Source organism: Mycoplasma pogonae, assembly GCF_054170725.1.
This window is the reverse complement of record NZ_JBSWZS010000006.1, coordinates 37,438-53,924: the sequence shown is the minus strand read 5'-3', so window position 1 is coordinate 53,924 and position 16,487 is coordinate 37,438. Positions and strand designations below refer to the sequence as shown.

Sequence of the window (16,487 nt, the reverse complement as noted above, 5' to 3'; positions counted from 1 at the left end):
TTAGTAAAAACATAAAAAATGATAAAAAAATTTAACTTTTATTTATTTTTGTTAAATTTTTTGAGCTAAATCTAAAAATTTAATTTTATAATTTTTTTAAGTTATAAAAAATAAATAAAAAGGGAGAGAGGTCTAGTGACAAAAAAACAAAAAATTAAATATTTAGCAATTAGCGGGATTGGCGCAATTGCAATTTTTTTTGGTGCAATTGGCGGGCTTTTAGTGCATCAAAATAATAATTCTCAACAAAGTAAAAATGCAAAAAAAGAAATTTCTAATGAAACAGGGATAGAGAGTATCGCAAATTCTAATTTTCTTAATTCAACAGAAGAACAAAGTAAAACATTACAAAAACAATTAGATATCTTGGAGATTAAATTACGCCAACAAAAAAATCAATTAGATTTTTTAAATCGCAAAATAGATCAAATAGAGCGTAATCAATTAATGAATGCTAATTCAATTCCGCAAAGGCCAAATGTTTCACAAGATTCGAAAAAAAATGTTCTAAAAAATGAAATTAACAAACCTAAAAATGATTCAATTCCCAATACAACAATCCCAAAGGAAAAACCAAAATCTACCGAAGTTCAAAATCCTTCAGTAGCTACAACTCTTGCTAATGCAAAATTAGAACCTATTAGAGTTGGTCATTGAAATGTTTTTAATTTAGGTGATAAAACAGAACCTAAAAATATTGCAAAATATAGTGCAATCACTAACATTATTAAAAATCAAAAAATGAATCTAATTGGTTTAACTGAGGTTAAAAAGCCTGGTGGTGTTGAAAAAATTTTAGAAGTGTTAAATGAGGGATTAAAAGAACAAATTTGACAAGCACTTATTAGCTCGCCTTCAACAACGACAACAGGAACACAAGGCCAAAGTGAACAAATTGCAATTTTATATCAAAAAACACTTTTGGCTCCAATTCCATTCGAAGGCTATTCAACTGCAGGATTATTTTATGAAAACAATCGTTGAACCAACCCTTTTATACCTGATCAAGAAATTGATTATGTCCGCCCTCCATTTGGAGCAAAATTTAAAATTATTGCCAATGGCGAAGATTTTACAGTAGTTTATAGTCATAATGATGCTCCAGGACCACATCGAAAAAAACGCGCTTATGATATTGATGCAACTAAATATGGATTTCCGGGACAAGGTTTGCAAGAAGTTAATGAAGCTTTACGCTTAAAAGAAGTGATGGAATGATTCGATCAAATAGATGGTGCCAACGAAGAATTATTTTATATGGGTGATACTAATATTAAATTAGGTAATGAAGCAAAAGCTTTTGCACCCCTAATTAGTTCAGGTTATACATCATTGTTTCCTGAAAGTGAAGCAAATGCTACAACACTTTCAACAAAAGCTGGCAAACAATTTGCTTCACCTTATGACAAAATGTTTTACAAAGGACAATTGCCAACTCAAAATGCTCAAAAAGGCGATATTTTTGAATTAGTTAAAAATCCAGAATTAGTTGATTCAAGTTTTATTGATTCACCACGCAAAATTTCTGATCATACTTTTACTTTTGTAGAATTATTACCTCAAAAATAAATAAAAATAAATAATAAAAAAACTTGCTTAATATTTTATTAGCAAGTTATTATTTTATTTTTTATTAGCTGAAAAAAGGAAAATTAAATTTGTCCTCATTTTCTTAAAGTTTTAGCAGTTTTAGCAGTGACTTTTAGTGTAACTTTTTGACCATTTTCAGCTATTACTGTAACTTTTTGTAAATTCAAATTGAACTTTCTTTTAGTTGCATTTAAAGCATGAGAACGACGGTTACCTGACATTCACCCTTTGCCTGTTAAATCATCTCTTCTAGCCATATTTTCTCCTATGAAATTTACTAAAAAATGCTTTAAAAATAGATTTTCTATTAATAAGTTAGTTAATTATACATTATTTTGTAAAAAAAATATAAAATGTGTTAAAATAATTGAGGCTAAAAAGTTAATTTAACTTTTTATGTGGTCGCGTAGCTCAGCAGGATAGAGCACGAGCCTTCTAAGCTTGTGGTCAGAGGTTCGAATCCTCTCGTGATCGCCATTTTTTTTATGCAAAAATTAGCTTGCACCACATTATAACAACTATCAAATTACTGGTTTTTCAGGAAAATATTCATAATTTTTAAGGCATCAGCACTTAAATCTTGCTCAGTAATCTTACGTAAATATAATAAAGCCAATTCATAAACAGCATTAGTAATATCAAATTTTAATTGATTAGTTACATACAATCAAAAATTATTTAGCAGATATTTATTGTAAATAAAATAAGCTGCATTAATCATAGTTTGGTCTTTTTCACATTTAGTTTCAATGATATTTCAATTAGGTAAGTAACTTGGTTGATGACCAACTGATAAATTTTTTAAAGGATTAATGCTTGTTTCATAAATTACAAAATTGTGATCAATTTTTTGTTTACACGCCATTTCATAAAATAAACCTTTAATTTCATTAGTTAATTTTTCATTTTGAAAAATTGCATCTAATTTATCAAGGTGATTAATTAAAGCACTATTTTCTAATTCGCTTAAGGCAAATTCCGTTAATTCAACATCACGATTTAAAATAATACTAAATAAATCAGCAGTTGTAAAATTAGGTTTGTGATCTGTTTTTCTCTTTAATTTTTGTAAAATTTCTTGTTTTTGTTTTAAAAAAATTGGCAAATACATTTCTGGAACATATGGCAGTCCCAATTCTGTAATTACTATTCCATAAGCGGTTTCATAATCCTTATCAGCAATTAACTGATCAATTTTATCAATAGTTTCATCATAATAATTTTTTTCCATATCTAAAATATACTAAACATTACATTTTTTTAAAATAAATTAATTGACTTATTTATTTAAAAAGCAATAAAAAAAATCTTTAAACCGCAATTTAAAGAATTGATATTGTTATAATGAAAATAATTTTTTAGTTAATTTTAGGAGACACAGCAATAGAAATACATCCAGTACCAGTATGAATTAAAATAATTGGCGTTGCAAATGGTTTGGCAGCAGGCGTGATATTAAACTTACGCATAATGGATTCAGCAACAGTTACAGCTTTTTCATTACCACCATGTAAAATTTGAAATTCATAATTTTTAATTTGAGTTTCTCCTCCAATAAAATCAATTAAACTAGTAACAGTTTTTTTAACAGCACCCATAAATGAGCGTTTAATCCCTCCAAAGTTAATTCCTTTAGCATTAACTTTTAAAATAAGGGACAAACTAATTGAAGTTAGTAAAACTTTTTTAATTCCTTTTAATCTTCCCCCACGCACTAATGAATCTAAATTTTCTGGCAATAAATAATTTAATGAGTGCTTATTATATTTTTCAAAGTATGCAATGATATCATTCGATGTCACACCATCTTGATACATTTTTTGGAGTTTCTTACCTAGTCAAATAAATGATTCTCCAACAATGTGGCTATCAAGAACAGTTACATTAGTTTTTTTGCTAGCATAAGTTGTTGCATTGGCATAAGTTGAAGAAAGTTCTGAACTAATCGCTAAATAAATTACCTCCTCACATTCTTCGCTAGCTTTGTCAATAACATGCTCAATGTCATATGGTGAAGGTTGTGAAGTAAAAATCTTTTTTGCATTATTTAATTTTTCGATTAATTCATCACCTTGAAGCTCTATTCCATTATCTATGTATTGTTTGCCATCGATTTCAAATCTTAAAGGTAATAAGTAAAAATTTTCGTAGCTATTAATTGCAGTTTGTGAAACACTACTAAATGAATCGATAATAATTCCTAAAACTTTTTTCTTCATAATTTGATATTATACTTTAAAATGTTTTTTTAATTTTTATTAAGCAAAATAATTTAATAAAAATTTATCCTCCAATTGTTCAATATTTATAAAAGTTAAACCAAATAACTAAATTTAATATTGCAAAAACTATTTAAAAAAACTTTTATTAAAATTTAAAGCAATAAAAAATAACTTTCTATTTTAAAAGTTATTTATAAATTTTTTAATTTAAAAGCTGAATTCTAGCTCTAAACATAAATTTTATTAATTAATATTTTTGAAATATCAAAAATCAATAATTTTTGTTACTTAGCAAAAAAATATTTATTTATCTTGAGGATTTTGATGATAATTTTCTAAAACGCTAATTCTTTTGTTAATTTGAATAATATTTTGTTCTACTAAATCTAGCCGTTGACTATGATCTTTTAATGTTAATATGATTTCTTGTTGATTTTGATAAATTAAATCAATCTTTTGATCACGATCGATATCTCTTTTTTCTAAGAAATTTAATCGTTCATTGTTTTTTATTTGATTGGCTTTGATTTCTTGTTGATTTTGATAAATTAAATCAATCTTTTGATCACGATCGATATCTCTTTTTTCTAAAAAATCTAATCGCTCATTGTTTTTTATTTGATTGGCTTTGATTTCTTGCTGATCTGCTTTAATTTGCTGCTGATCTATTAAAATCTGCTCAATTTTCTTATCACGTTCAGCATCTTTTTGATTGCGAATTTCATTTTGAGATTTTAATTCATAAAGCATTTCAAAAATTTTTGAAATTTGATCGTTATCAATTGGTGGTGTTGGTGTTTTCATATTGGTATATCCTTTATATTCTGTGCAAAATCTACCATTTTCTTTGCCAGCAACAATTTCTTTTTGAAAATCTGTAAATTTAATAGTTTCAGAATGATTAATATATTTTTTGGCTTGAACCTTAGAAAGTTTTTCTAAGTCATTAACTTTGTTATTTTTAGACATAGAAACCTCCTAAATTATAAATTGATTGTTGAAATAATATGAAAAATAATAGTGACATATTTTTTCCTCCATTTATATATAGCTAAAAACTATTAATTTTGTAAAATAATTTTTGAAAAAGTTTTCACATAGAAAAATATATCTCAAAATTCTTATTCGAATTTTTAAAACGATAGAAAAAAATAACTTTTTTCTAAAAAAAATTACTAAAAGATTATTTTTAAAAATTTTTTTGAAAAAATTTGAGATTATCAAAAGTTTTAATTTATTTAATATAAAATATTTAACATGAATACAAATCAATATCGCGCACTATACCGTAAATATCGACCAACTATTTTTGCGGAGGTTAAAGGCCAAGATCACATTGTAACCACTTTAAAAAACATTATCTTAAATAATAAAATTGTTCATGGATATTTATTTTCAGGTCCTCGAGGAACAGGGAAAACATCAGTTGCTAAAATTTTTGCCAATACAATCAATTGTCAACATAAAATTAATGCATTAGAACCTTGTCTTCAATGTATTACTAAAATCGAAAATAATATGGATATTATTGAAATGGATGCAGCTTCAAATAACGGTGTTGATGAAATTAGAGAATTAAAAGAAAAAACTTACAATTTACCTTTTAATGCACCCTATAAAATTTACATCATCGATGAAGTACATATGTTGTCAAAAAGTGCTTTTAACGCTTTTTTAAAATTACTAGAAGAGCCGCCAAAACATATAATTTTTATTTTAGCAACAACCGATCCTCAAAAAATCCCCTTAACTGTATTATCAAGATTACAACGCTTTAATTTTCAACAAATTGATATAGCTGTAATTGAATCGCAATTAAAAAATGTTTTAGACCAAGAAAATATTAGCTATCAGGAATCAAGTATTAAGACAATTGCTCGTTTAGCAAATGGGGGACTACGAGATGCATTATCAATGGTTGACCAAGTTGCTGTTTATGGTAATAATAAAATTGATGATGAAGTTTTATTTAATGTTTTTGGAGTTGCTTCAAATCAACAATTATTACAACTAATTCATTATGTTGAAAATTATGATGTCAAAAATGTTTTGCATTTAACTAAATCATTAATTCATAAAGGCTCAAATATTCAGTTGATGATTTTAACATTAATTGAAATTTTACGAGATTATGTAATTTATAAAAAAACTTATGATGCTAGTTTACTAACTACAGTAAAAAGTGATGATTTACAGGCTATCAATTTAGATTTAAATCGAGCTCATGCATTTTTAGATACATTAATTGATATTGAGGCAAAAATTCATTATTCACCAATTTCTGAACAATTATTAGAATTGAGCTTAATTAAAATTGCCTATGATCCTCAGAAGACTATCGCAGACTCAATAGCAACAACTGAATTTAAAAATAGCGATATTAATGAAACTAATTCTGAAATTAAAAAGAATGAAGAAAAACCAGAAATTACTAATTTAGATTTTGATGATGTTATTATGAATCCCCATTCCAAAAATGATTTAGAAGATTTATTGTTTAGTGGGGCAATAGTAGATAACGACGAAAATGAGGAGCAAGAAGCATTGAATGATAATGTTTTTGATGATTCCAATGTTGTTACAACAAGTGAAATTGAGTTAGCAGAACAGGAATATGAGTTAGATTCGTTAACACAAGATTTAGAAATTTCTGATGATAAACCTGAAATTCCTGAAGCTTTTAAAAACACGCTATTTTTGGAAACAACAGAATTTTTATATGATGTGCAAAAACCTATCATTATTAACCGTGAAACTAATCCTGAAAAAATTTTGAATTTACAAAAATTATCAAATGATGTAATGTGAGAGAGTGTTGAATGGAATAAACAATTACAACATGATATTGAGCAAGAAAAATTATTACAAGATTCACAAAAAATTGTTGTTGAAAGTATTTTATCAAATGATGAAGACAAAATTTTGGAACAGCAGATTGTTGATCTTGAAAACCCTCGCACAAGTTTTAGTCAACTAACATTGGAACATTACTACACAAAAGAAATTGAAGTTGCTAAAAGTGTTGGTCATTTAATTCAAAAGGACATTTATAATTTAGAACAAGTTATTAATTTTTATGCTTTGAGTGATCGGGAAACATTAGAAAAATATAAAGAAAAATTTTCTCGAATTACCGCTTATGAAAATGAAGAAAAATACTTTGAATATATTTCTTATTTGAATAATGTAAATATTATTACTGGTGGTGATCACTTTGTATTGGTGTCTTCGCGCGAAGATGAAGTTATTTGAAAAATTAACTTATTTATTAAAGATCATATTTTTAAAGATTTTATTAGTAAAATTTTTGGTAAACCATTACATTTTGTTGCTATTTCACAGTCATTATTTAAAAAAGCTAAACAAGTATGGGTGGATTTTGGTTCTAATCGACCAAAAGGAATTGCTATCAAACCGCTTGTGTTAAAGACAGCTGAACAATTAACGCAAGAATATATCGAAGAATTGAAGCGAATGAAAGAAGAAACTGAAGTAGAGCAACAAAATGATGATTTTGCCGAGCTTACTTTAAAACATTAATTTTTATTTAATTTATTAATAAGGAGATTTTTTTATGAATATCAATGCCCTAATGCGTCAAGCTAAGCAAATGCAAGCTGAACTTGATAAAAAGAAAGAAGCCTTAAATAAACAAGAATTTACATTTCAAAAACAAGGAATTGAAGTTGTAATATTAGGTAATCACCAAATTAAAAGCATTAAATTACATCCAGTTTTAATTGACCCAGAAGATAAAGAAACATTAGAAGACTTAATTTTAGTAACTCTAAATGAGGCTCATGAAGAAATTAATGAATTGCATGAAGCTTTAGTACCAAAACAAGGAATGTAATTAATTTCCGTATGTATGGTAATGAATATGAAAAACTAGTTAATTTATTGCGCAGTTTACCAGGAATTGGCAAAAAACAAGCTGACAAGATTTCTTTTTACATTATTAATCAATCAAATTCTTGAGTAGCTGATTTTACTAAATCAATTCATGATTTAAAATCAACATTAAAAAAATGTGAAATTTGTAATAATTTAACAACTAATAGCTCAAAATGTGAAATTTGTTTAAACTCAGTGCGAATTGATAAATTGTTAGTTGTTGAAAATGTTGCTGATTTAAATAAATTTGAAAGCTTAGAATTTTTTAGTGGCAAATATTATGTACTTGAAAAATCTGTTAGTCAAATTTTAAAAGAAAATGGTCAAACAACACCTTATGAATTTTCTAAATTACAAGATTATAGTAAAAATTTTAAAGAAATCATTTTAGCACTTTCGCCAACATTAGAAGGCGAAATTTTGTCAGCTTATTTAAAAAAAATTTTAGCTACTGAACAAAATCAAATTACTCAACTAGCACACGGAATTCCTTTGGGTGCTCAAGTAGAATATATTGATCCATTAACATTAAAACAAGCATTGAATAATCGAAAATCATTAAAATAAGGGGGCATAATGTTTATTACTTTTGAAGGTCTGGATGGTTCAGGTAAATCGAGTGTAATTACAGCAATTGTAGAATTGTTAAAACAACATTTTCCACACCATGAATTAGTTATAACTCATGAACCTGGTGGTAGTGGAATTCCGGAAAATAAAATTTTACGAGAATTTATTTTAAATCCCGAATATCACCTAAGTCCAATTACTGAAGCAGTTTTATTTGCGGCTTCAAGAAGAATTCACTTAGAAAAGCTAATTTGACCTTCATTAAAAGCAAACAAAATTGTAATTTGTGATCGCTTTGTCGATTCATCATTAGCTTATCAAAGTGAACGCAATGGTATAACTCAAAAACAAATTTGAGATCTGAATGATTTTGTAACTGAAAAAAGCCGCCCTAATTTAACATTTTTACTAAAATTAACACCTGAAGTATCGCGCCAAAGATTATTAAACGGTTCTCAAGGCACTGATCGCATTGAATCAAAGGACTTGGCTTACTTTCAAAAAACAGCAGCAATTTATGATCAATTAGCTATTGCAGAACCACAACGTTTTGTAGTAATTGATGCCTCTTTGCCATTTTCGGAAGTAGTAAAAAAAGTTTGACAAAAATTACAAATTTATTTAATAGAAAATAGTTATGGAAAAACAACTTAATCAACTTTTTCAACCTTATTTTAGCAATAATAAAATTCCTCATACTTTTTTACTACATAGCAGACAGCAACAAGTAATTGAAGCTGGAGTTTTAAAACTTGCTAATTTATTGCAAAATAAAAATTATGCCCAACTTGATAAATTTGACACCCAAAATTTAATTTTACTAAACCAAAATCAAGAACAAAAACTTGATCGGGAAGCATTACAAAAAGCTTTGTATCAAATGTCTTATCGAAACTGAGTGGATGGAGTAAAAATTTTGGTAATTTTTAATTGCGATTTATTAAGTTATAACTTAATTAATGCGCTTTTGAAGTTTATCGAAGAGCCATTTGATAATTGCTATATCATCATTACAACTCAGCATATTAACCAAATTTTGCCAACCATTCGCTCACGAGCTCAGGTAATTAATTTGCCCAATATTGAATTTAAAAACGTTATAACTAATTTATCAGAATCATGAATTGATGTTATAAGCAATATTATAAACGATGTTAAAATTGCACAAAAAATTAGTTCACAAATTACTGAATATGTAGTAGATTTTGTTAAGGTTATAAAAAATAGTTTAAAAAATCCACATATTCTTAAAAATTATATTGATCAAAATATGCAATCAGAAATAGATGTTTGATTTTTGCAGCTTTATGCTCTAATTATTATTCAAATTTTACATAACAAATGCAATGAATTATTTTTTAATGATTGTAAAGTATGAAAAAAATTACAAAAAAGTAATGTTGATTGAATTATGAATTTAGAATTAATATATGATTTTTTAAATCAAAATTATAATGGGTTTAATTTTAATTTACAAAAAGCTAGTTTGCTATGAAAAATTGTGATGTGTTATGAAAAAAAATAAAATTTATCTAGTAGCAACACCTTTGGGTAATCTAAAAGATATTACATTAAGAGCATTAGAAACTTTACAGCAAGTTGATTATATCGCCGTTGAAGATTCGCGTGTAAGCACAAAATTATTACAACATTATAATATTGCTAAAAAATTAATTAGCTATCATAAGTTTAATGAAACTTTTGCAGCACAAAAAATTATTGATTTAGTAAATTCCGGTTATGATGTTGCCTTAATTTCTGATGCTGGAACACCTTTGGTTTCTGATCCTGGCTATGATTTAGTACATTTAGCACGTAACAACAATATTGAGCTAGAAATAATTCCCGGACCAAGTGCTTTTGTAGCCGCTTTTGCCTTATCTGGATTTTCTCATCCATTAACTTTTTTAGGTTTTTTAAAAGATAAAAGTAACCAACGTTCCCAACAATTAGCAAATTTAAATGATGGAACATATGTTGTTTATGTAGCGCCTCATAAATTATTAAGTACACTACAAGATTTAGAAATCATTTTCCCCGAAAAAAACCAAATTTTTTTAGTTAAAGAAATGACTAAAAAATTTGAGCAGCATTTTTTTGGTACAGCACAACAAATTTTACAACAATTACCAGAAGTAATTAAAGGTGAATATACTATGTGTTTTGAAATTAAAACTAAAAAAAATAAACTACCTAAAATAAACAAGTACCAACAATTTTCTAAAGTATCAAACTAACATTTGATACTTTTATTATTTTTTTAATTAAAAAATTATTAAAAAAAATATAATTTTTAAAATATGGAAACTATTACTAAAGGAATTGTAATCAAAAGAATTGATTATGGCGAAACTGACATTATTGCCACAATTTTAGGACCCAAAAAAATTTATTCTTTTATAGCTCAAGGTATTCGTAAACCGCAAAGTAAAAATCAATATGCTCTTGTTCTGGGATCTTTGAGTGAATTTATTATTTTTGAGGCACGACTAAATACCAAAGTTTCCAAATTAAAAAAAGCTACTCCCATAATTAATTTTGACATTACCAATTCTGAAAATCGCTTAACAATGTTAAAAATTTTGCATTACTTAGAAAAAATAAATACTACAAATTTACAATTTTTTAAATTTTTAGAAAGCATTTGAGACTTGTGAGGTCAAGGTAATAATTATTTGTTACTAAGTATTTTGATTAATAAAATGTTACAACTTAATGGAATTTACCCTAACTACAACCAGTGCATAGAATGTCAAACTACTGAAAATATTGCTGATTTTAAATATCACCGCGGGGGCTTTTTATGTTATGATCATAAAAATGAAATCTTATCATTAGAAGAGTTACAAGCTTATTTTGATTTAAATCAAAATTGAAAAAAATACTTATATAATACTAAACCTGAAATTAATCAAAAAATTTTAAAAGCTTTGGAAATGTATTGAAAAGAAAATAATTTTTAAAGTCACAATAATTTCAAGTATGCTCCAATGATCATTGCTAGACAAATAAATTGAATATCTATATCGCGTAAATGAGATTTAAAAATAAAATAATAATCAAAATAACAAAAAATTAATAAATGCTTAATGAAATAAAAAAATTTTAGTTTAATTTTATAGGAGTGATGTTTTTTATGAAATCAAGGCGTAAATATTTTTTCAATTTAAGATATATTTAATTAATTATAAAAATATAAAAAATCAGCTAAATTAGCTGATGATTTTTAAAAAAGTAATTGCCTTTTTAAATTGTTTAAAAATGCTGTAAATTTTCTTGTGTCATAAAACGAATTCTTTCAATATTTTTGCTTTGAGTAATAATCGCATAAAGCTGTCCAAATGGTATTAAAAAACTTATAATAAAAATGCTTTCAAGTTTTTCTAAAATTACATATAACTCTTTGTTTTCGTGTTCATATACTTTTAATTTATTGATATTAACTAAAAATAAAATTTGTATTACCAATCGAGCAATATATGAAGCAGTAATTAAAATAACTCAAATAATAAAAATTACCAAAAATACTAATGTGGAACCATAAAGTCTTTCGCCTTCACTTTGAATAAGACTATGAATCATTAAACCAAGAAATACTGGAAATAAAAATCAAAGCACAACAATTAAAATAGTTAAAACTTTAATGCCTTTAAATTTTTTAATAATTTGCTGATAGTTAAATTGTCTTTCATGCATTTTTTAACTCCATTTTAAATTCTAATAATTAACTTGATGTTGATAATCAACTTTAAAAAAATTAATGTTTTTTAGTGATTTTCTAGATTTTTTGATTCATATTCATTTTCTCGCTGAGATTGTTGAAGTTGTTCATAAATTTGGCCAATTTTATAGATTGAATCTTTTTGGCTAAAAATAGCAATCATAGTTCCAAAAGGTAAAACGAAACTTAAAATAAAAAATAATCTAATTGAATCTAAACGACTGTTGTATTCATAATGACTTTGTGAATAAACTCTTAGATTAGAAGTTTTTAAAATAATCTGAATTTTAAATATAATTCTAGTAATCCCAATTATGGCTAAAGCAGCAAATAAGATAAATGCAAATACTGCAACTACACTTACTCCAGAAATGCCGATAAGTCCAAAAATTCAGCCTAAGGGTATAATGGCTCAAAGAATATAAGACAAAATTTTAACAACTTCATATTTACCTTTTAAAATTTCATAATTTGCTGAAAAGTTCATTTAAAAATAAATCTCCTTGTTTTGTTGGATTGTGTTATGAGATTATACCTAATATTACAAAAAAAGCTAAATTTGTTATTAAAAAATGTGTACAATTTGAGAACTAAGTTTTTACACTTATTAAATTAATATTAAATCAATGATTTAATATTTTTAATTACAAAAATTTTTACATAAAAAACTTACAACATTATTAACAATAAATTTGTTGTAAGTTTGTAATAATTTATTTTTTGACTTCTTTAAATAGCCATGGTCGCAACTTCGTCCTAAAGTGATTTGATTTTCGATAGTAATGTAATCCAAGTGTCTCACCAATCGTCCAAATTGCCCCAAAAATTGAGTAGATTTGAATTCCAGCCTGTCATAAAACATATATAAACATAAAAAATACTTGCATCATATTTTGTACTTTTTGTGTTTTTTTCATTGCTGCCACATCATTTTCATTCAGTAATCTTGAACGTTTTTTGCGGTTCAAAATTTTTGGTAAAAATGAAGCTAATGTTTGCAAGGAAATCGAAAATAAAATCGGTCCCAAGTAAACTCATTGCTGATTGTAAAAAATTTCTTGCCATGAAGTTAGTGAAAAATTAATTCCTAATCAGGTTGTGGATTTAATGACCGCCACACCCTGAACAATTTTCCACATCGCTAGAAACATCGGTGTTGTCAAGAAAATTCTCCCCAATGAACTTAATGGGTTGAAATTATTTTTCTTATACATCGCACTAATTTCTTGTTGCTTACGTTGATCCATTGCTTTGTTACCTTTATAAGGGGCGTACTTAGCATCAATTTTAGCTTTTTTCAGTGATAACTCTTCTTGACGACTTTGCATAAATAAACCTTTAAAGCCGATCACAAAAATTAATAATCTACTGATAATAATTGCTAATGCAATTGAAATGATTGTTTCTCATCCACCTAGATTAGGCAGCGCATAAACAATACTTACCATTAATTTTGAAACTGGGAAGATTACTAAACCATAAAATGGGCCTAGCTCTCAATATTCGCCTCATGTAATTAATGGTTTTGATGCTTCACCAACAAAACTTATAGGATTTTGGTCAAGGTAATTATATTCAAGCTCATAATTTTTGCCTTCAAAAGTAAAACTTGTTGCTTTTAAAAATGGTTCTAAAGTATCTTTGAATTTTTTAACTAATTTAAGATCTTCTAAACTAGCTCCATATCCTTTGGTATTAACTTCTTCCAAAGCTTTTGCTAAGGCATTGTTATTTTTAAATTCTGGTAATGCAATTGTATTTTCATACAATACTTGAATTACATCTCTTGAATAAACTGCTTGTTTATTAGCTGTAAATCCTGTTTTGGGATCGGCAGCTAATTTCGGATCAGCTGAAGGTCCCAATTTAGGAGCGATAGTGTAAACTGAATTCTTCCCTGCAGCTGAATCTTTAAAGCCTTGCTTAATAGCATCAGAACCTTCTTCGAAAGCCTTGATGTTAAAATCAAATGTCGGAACTTTTAAAGCAGTTCATTGCGCCACTTGCGCATAAGTTTTAAATGTTGAATGATAAAATAATTTTTTTCATTCAGGGTTAACCGGGTCATTGACTACATCAATTTTACGTGATGCTCAATCTTCAACATTGGGAGTTAAAATAATTAATGATGAACTGGTTCCATAAACGCCATATTCACCACCACGTTTTTTAGTATATTCACGCAATGCTTCAATTTCTTTGTGATCAACTTCGTCAGAACCATTAATAGCAGAACGTTGATCACGAACTACTTCAATTTTTTCTTCCGTTTGAACAACTGTAGTTGATGAAGGAGAAACTTGTTGCTGTGAGTTATAAAATTCAACTCCTGAACCAACTGATGAAGATGAACGTAATGCAAGTGACTGAATGCAGCCTGTTAGCGTAATCGCAAAAAGAAGTGTATAAATAAAAATCTTTACTCATTTTCAAGATTTCTTTAACTTTTCTTTTGGAGTCATATTTTTTTTCAAATATTCTTTACCTTTGAAAAAATCATATGAACTAGGCTTTGGGTTTTTCTTCACTCCGCATCCTCTCAAATAATTTTATTAGTTCTTTCGTTTTATCTACAAATGATAAATCTAAAAAACTTTTACGAATAATAATTACAATTTTGTAATTTAAATTATTCAGATTAATTGTTTGTAAAATACTTTTAATTTGGCGTTTGTAATAATTTCGTGCCACAGCATTGCTATTTTTTTTTGGAACTGAAATTCCAATAGATAACTCAACACTGGGTTGAAAATAAAATACCAGATGTTTTGAAAAAATTTGTCGGCGTTGATTGATAATTGCTTGAAATTCTCAATTTTTGCGCAAACGCTGATATTTAGGTTGCATCGCAAATCCTACTTATCAGAAACAGTTAATCTAGTTCTTCCTTTAGCTCTTCTGGCTGCTAATACTTTTCTACCAGATGAAGTTGCCATTCTTGCTCTAAATCCGTGTGTTTTGATGTGCTTTCTTTTATTAGGTTGGTATGTTCTTTTCATTGTTCATCTCCTTGATTAAATTATATGATTATTAAATTTTAAAACTGCAAAATTACAGTGAGTAATTTAATTAATCAAATTTAATTTTGATTGAAGGTCCCATTGAAGCAGAAACAGTTAAGTTTTGAATGTAAGCACCTTTAACAACACTTGGTTTAATTTTCTTAATTAAAGTAATTAATGTTTGGGCATTTTCAGCTAATTGTTCTGCTGTCATTGATGTTTTACCAATTAATGAGTGCACAATACCAGCTTTATCGGCACGGTAATTAGCTTTACCTTTTTTCAATTCTTCAACAGTTTTTTCTGGTGTTGGAGTTACAGTTCCTGTTTTAGGATTTGGCATTAAACCTTTAGGTCCTAATTTTTTCCCATATTTTCCTAACACAGGCATCATTTTAGGATCAACAACCATAACGTCAAAATCAAATTTATCTCCCTTTAAAACTTCTTCAAGTTCTCCAGTTGAATAAACTAAATCTGCACCAGCTTCTTTTGAAGCTTTTTGTAATTCAGGAGAATCTGTTGCTACTAGTACACGAACATTTTTCCCTGTTCCATTTGGTAGCACAATTGATCCTCTTAATTGTTGATCAGCTTTTCTAGTATCTAAGTTTAATTTAATTGCTAAATCAACTGAACCGTCAAATTTAGTATATGAAGTTTGTTTTACTAAATTCATTGCTTCTTCTAATGTATAAGCTTTGTTTTTATCAACAAGTTGACGAGCTGCTTGTAATTTTTTTCCAAGTTTTTTCATTACTCATCACCTTTCTCTTTAATAACTTCAGCTTCAACAAAACCTTTGTTGGTTGCTAATTCTTCGGCTTCAGCATCAATTTGTGCTTCTCTAACCGCTGCCATATGTGCCGCTTTAGCTGCAACTTTAGCTTCTGCTTTAGCCTTAAAAATGTCATCTCATCCTTCAACTAAAACACCCATGTTTTTAGCTGTTCCAGCAATTGTTGCCATTGCAGCCTCAACATCATCTGTATTTAAGTCAGGTAATTTGTATTCAGCAATTTCACGCAATTGTCCTTCAGTGATTGTTGCAACAATTGTAGTCTTTGCATTACTTGATCCTTTATCTAATTTAGCTGCTTTCATAATTTTGTATGAAGCTGGAGCTGTAAATAAACGAAAATCAAATGATTTGTCTTTGTAGATTGTGATAGCTACAGGAACCGGTTCGTCCCCTCTATCTCTAGTTTGGTCGTTAAATTGCTTTGTAAACTCAGGCATAACAATACCTAATCCAGCAAGTGCTGGCCCAGGTTTTGCTTGCCCTGCTAAGAATTGCAATTTAGCTACACGTACTATTTCTTTAGCCATTCGAGCATTTCCTTTCAAATTTTTTTGAAATCTCTGCGTGGTAGTACCGGAGTTTAAAAGCCCCTTCCACTCGCTAGAGGCAATAAAATACGTAATATTGCTTTAAAATTTTATAAAAAAAATTAGAAATTCCAAGAAATTTTTTTAGAATCTTTATTA

At 27.5% G+C, this 16,487-nt stretch carries 18 protein-coding genes, 1 tRNA gene and 1 pseudogene; 9 read left to right on the top strand and 11 right to left on the bottom strand.

What is annotated here, in order from left to right; translation table 4 throughout:
* Positions 1 to 135 precede the first annotated feature (135 nt).
* On the top strand, positions 136 to 1,569 hold the full coding sequence (locus tag ACW95P_RS02935) for an endonuclease/exonuclease/phosphatase family protein (protein ID WP_457961743.1): 1,434 nt from the start codon (positions 136 to 138) through the stop codon (positions 1,567 to 1,569).
* A gap of 83 nt (positions 1,570 to 1,652) precedes the next feature.
* Here ACW95P_RS02935 and rpmB read toward each other — a convergent pair whose 3' ends face one another.
* On the bottom strand, positions 1,653 to 1,847 hold the full coding sequence (gene rpmB / locus ACW95P_RS02930; protein WP_457961742.1) for a 50S ribosomal protein L28: 195 nt from the start codon (positions 1,845 to 1,847) through the stop codon (positions 1,653 to 1,655).
* Between the two features lie 143 nt (positions 1,848 to 1,990).
* Between rpmB and ACW95P_RS02925 the strand changes: the two genes are divergently transcribed.
* Positions 1,991 to 2,067: transfer RNA gene (locus tag ACW95P_RS02925), tRNA-Arg, on the top strand.
* A 49-nt stretch (positions 2,068 to 2,116) separates the two neighbouring features.
* Here the strand turns inward: ACW95P_RS02925 and ACW95P_RS02920 are convergent.
* The 3 genes from ACW95P_RS02920 to ACW95P_RS02910 form a co-directional block, all read right to left on the bottom strand.
* Positions 2,117 to 2,821 (bottom strand): DUF3196 family protein, encoded by a 705-nt coding sequence (locus ACW95P_RS02920; protein ID WP_457961741.1) that lies wholly within the window; start codon positions 2,819 to 2,821, stop codon positions 2,117 to 2,119.
* 127 nt (positions 2,822 to 2,948) lie between these two features.
* Entirely contained in the window at positions 2,949 to 3,809 is an 861-nt protein-coding gene (locus tag ACW95P_RS02915) for a DegV family protein (RefSeq protein ID WP_457961740.1), read from the bottom strand.
* A gap of 306 nt (positions 3,810 to 4,115) precedes the next feature.
* Positions 4,116 to 4,781 (bottom strand): hypothetical protein, encoded by a 666-nt coding sequence (locus ACW95P_RS02910; protein ID WP_457961739.1) that lies wholly within the window; start codon positions 4,779 to 4,781, stop codon positions 4,116 to 4,118.
* 288 nt (positions 4,782 to 5,069) lie between these two features.
* On the opposite strand from ACW95P_RS02910, the gene dnaX reads away from it, so the two are divergent.
* From dnaX to recO, 7 genes are all read left to right on the top strand, one after another.
* Positions 5,070 to 7,352 (top strand): DNA polymerase III subunit gamma/tau, encoded by a 2,283-nt coding sequence (gene dnaX / locus ACW95P_RS02905; RefSeq protein ID WP_457961738.1) that lies wholly within the window; start codon positions 5,070 to 5,072, stop codon positions 7,350 to 7,352.
* A 34-nt stretch (positions 7,353 to 7,386) separates the two neighbouring features.
* Positions 7,387 to 7,665, top strand: a complete 279-nt coding sequence (locus ACW95P_RS02900; protein ID WP_457961737.1) for a YbaB/EbfC family nucleoid-associated protein — start codon at positions 7,387 to 7,389, stop codon at positions 7,663 to 7,665.
* A gap of 11 nt (positions 7,666 to 7,676) precedes the next feature.
* Entirely contained in the window at positions 7,677 to 8,273 is a 597-nt protein-coding gene (locus ACW95P_RS02895; RefSeq protein WP_457961736.1) for a toprim domain-containing protein, read from the top strand.
* A gap of 9 nt (positions 8,274 to 8,282) precedes the next feature.
* Complete coding sequence (tmk, locus tag ACW95P_RS02890; protein WP_457961735.1) at positions 8,283 to 8,930, top strand: dTMP kinase; 648 nt, start codon at positions 8,283 to 8,285, stop codon at positions 8,928 to 8,930.
* A complete protein-coding gene (locus tag ACW95P_RS02885; RefSeq protein ID WP_457961734.1) occupies positions 8,914 to 9,801 on the top strand; it encodes a hypothetical protein in 888 nt (295 codons plus the stop codon). Before tmk ends, ACW95P_RS02885 begins: the two co-directional genes overlap by 17 nt.
* Positions 9,788 to 10,513, top strand: coding sequence for a 16S rRNA (cytidine(1402)-2'-O)-methyltransferase (rsmI, locus tag ACW95P_RS02880; RefSeq protein ID WP_457961733.1), 726 nt, complete (start codon positions 9,788 to 9,790; stop codon positions 10,511 to 10,513). Before ACW95P_RS02885 ends, rsmI begins: the two co-directional genes overlap by 14 nt.
* 63 nt (positions 10,514 to 10,576) lie before the next feature.
* Entirely contained in the window at positions 10,577 to 11,239 is a 663-nt protein-coding gene (gene recO, locus ACW95P_RS02875; protein ID WP_457961732.1) for a DNA repair protein RecO, read from the top strand.
* A 292-nt stretch (positions 11,240 to 11,531) separates the two neighbouring features.
* Here recO and ACW95P_RS02870 read toward each other — a convergent pair whose 3' ends face one another.
* From ACW95P_RS02870 to rplK, 7 genes and pseudogenes are all read right to left on the bottom strand, one after another.
* Complete coding sequence (locus ACW95P_RS02870) at positions 11,532 to 11,972, bottom strand: hypothetical protein (RefSeq protein WP_457961731.1); 441 nt, start codon at positions 11,970 to 11,972, stop codon at positions 11,532 to 11,534.
* A 71-nt stretch (positions 11,973 to 12,043) separates the two neighbouring features.
* Positions 12,044 to 12,484, bottom strand: a complete 441-nt coding sequence (locus tag ACW95P_RS02865; RefSeq protein ID WP_457961730.1) for a hypothetical protein — start codon at positions 12,482 to 12,484, stop codon at positions 12,044 to 12,046.
* 226 nt (positions 12,485 to 12,710) lie between these two features.
* Positions 12,711 to 14,525 (bottom strand): YidC/Oxa1 family membrane protein insertase, encoded by a 1,815-nt coding sequence (locus tag ACW95P_RS02860; RefSeq protein ID WP_457961729.1) that lies wholly within the window; start codon positions 14,523 to 14,525, stop codon positions 12,711 to 12,713.
* Positions 14,503 to 14,844 carry a ribonuclease P protein component gene (gene rnpA, locus ACW95P_RS02855; protein ID WP_457961728.1) on the bottom strand — a complete coding sequence of 114 codons (342 nt, stop codon included), beginning with the start codon at positions 14,842 to 14,844 and terminating at the stop codon, positions 14,503 to 14,505. The genes ACW95P_RS02860 and rnpA overlap by 23 nt, the downstream gene beginning before the upstream one ends.
* Before the next feature lie 8 nt (positions 14,845 to 14,852).
* A complete protein-coding gene (gene rpmH, locus ACW95P_RS02850; protein ID WP_457961727.1) occupies positions 14,853 to 14,996 on the bottom strand; it encodes a 50S ribosomal protein L34 in 144 nt (47 codons plus the stop codon).
* Positions 14,997 to 15,066: 70 nt separating this feature from the next.
* Positions 15,067 to 15,756 carry a 50S ribosomal protein L1 gene (gene rplA / locus ACW95P_RS02845; protein WP_457961726.1) on the bottom strand — a complete coding sequence of 230 codons (690 nt, stop codon included), beginning with the start codon at positions 15,754 to 15,756 and terminating at the stop codon, positions 15,067 to 15,069.
* Between the two features lie 152 nt (positions 15,757 to 15,908).
* Positions 15,909 to 16,328, bottom strand: a pseudogene (gene rplK, locus ACW95P_RS02840) (50S ribosomal protein L11); the annotation flags it as partial.
* Positions 16,329 to 16,487: the final 159 nt, after the last annotated feature.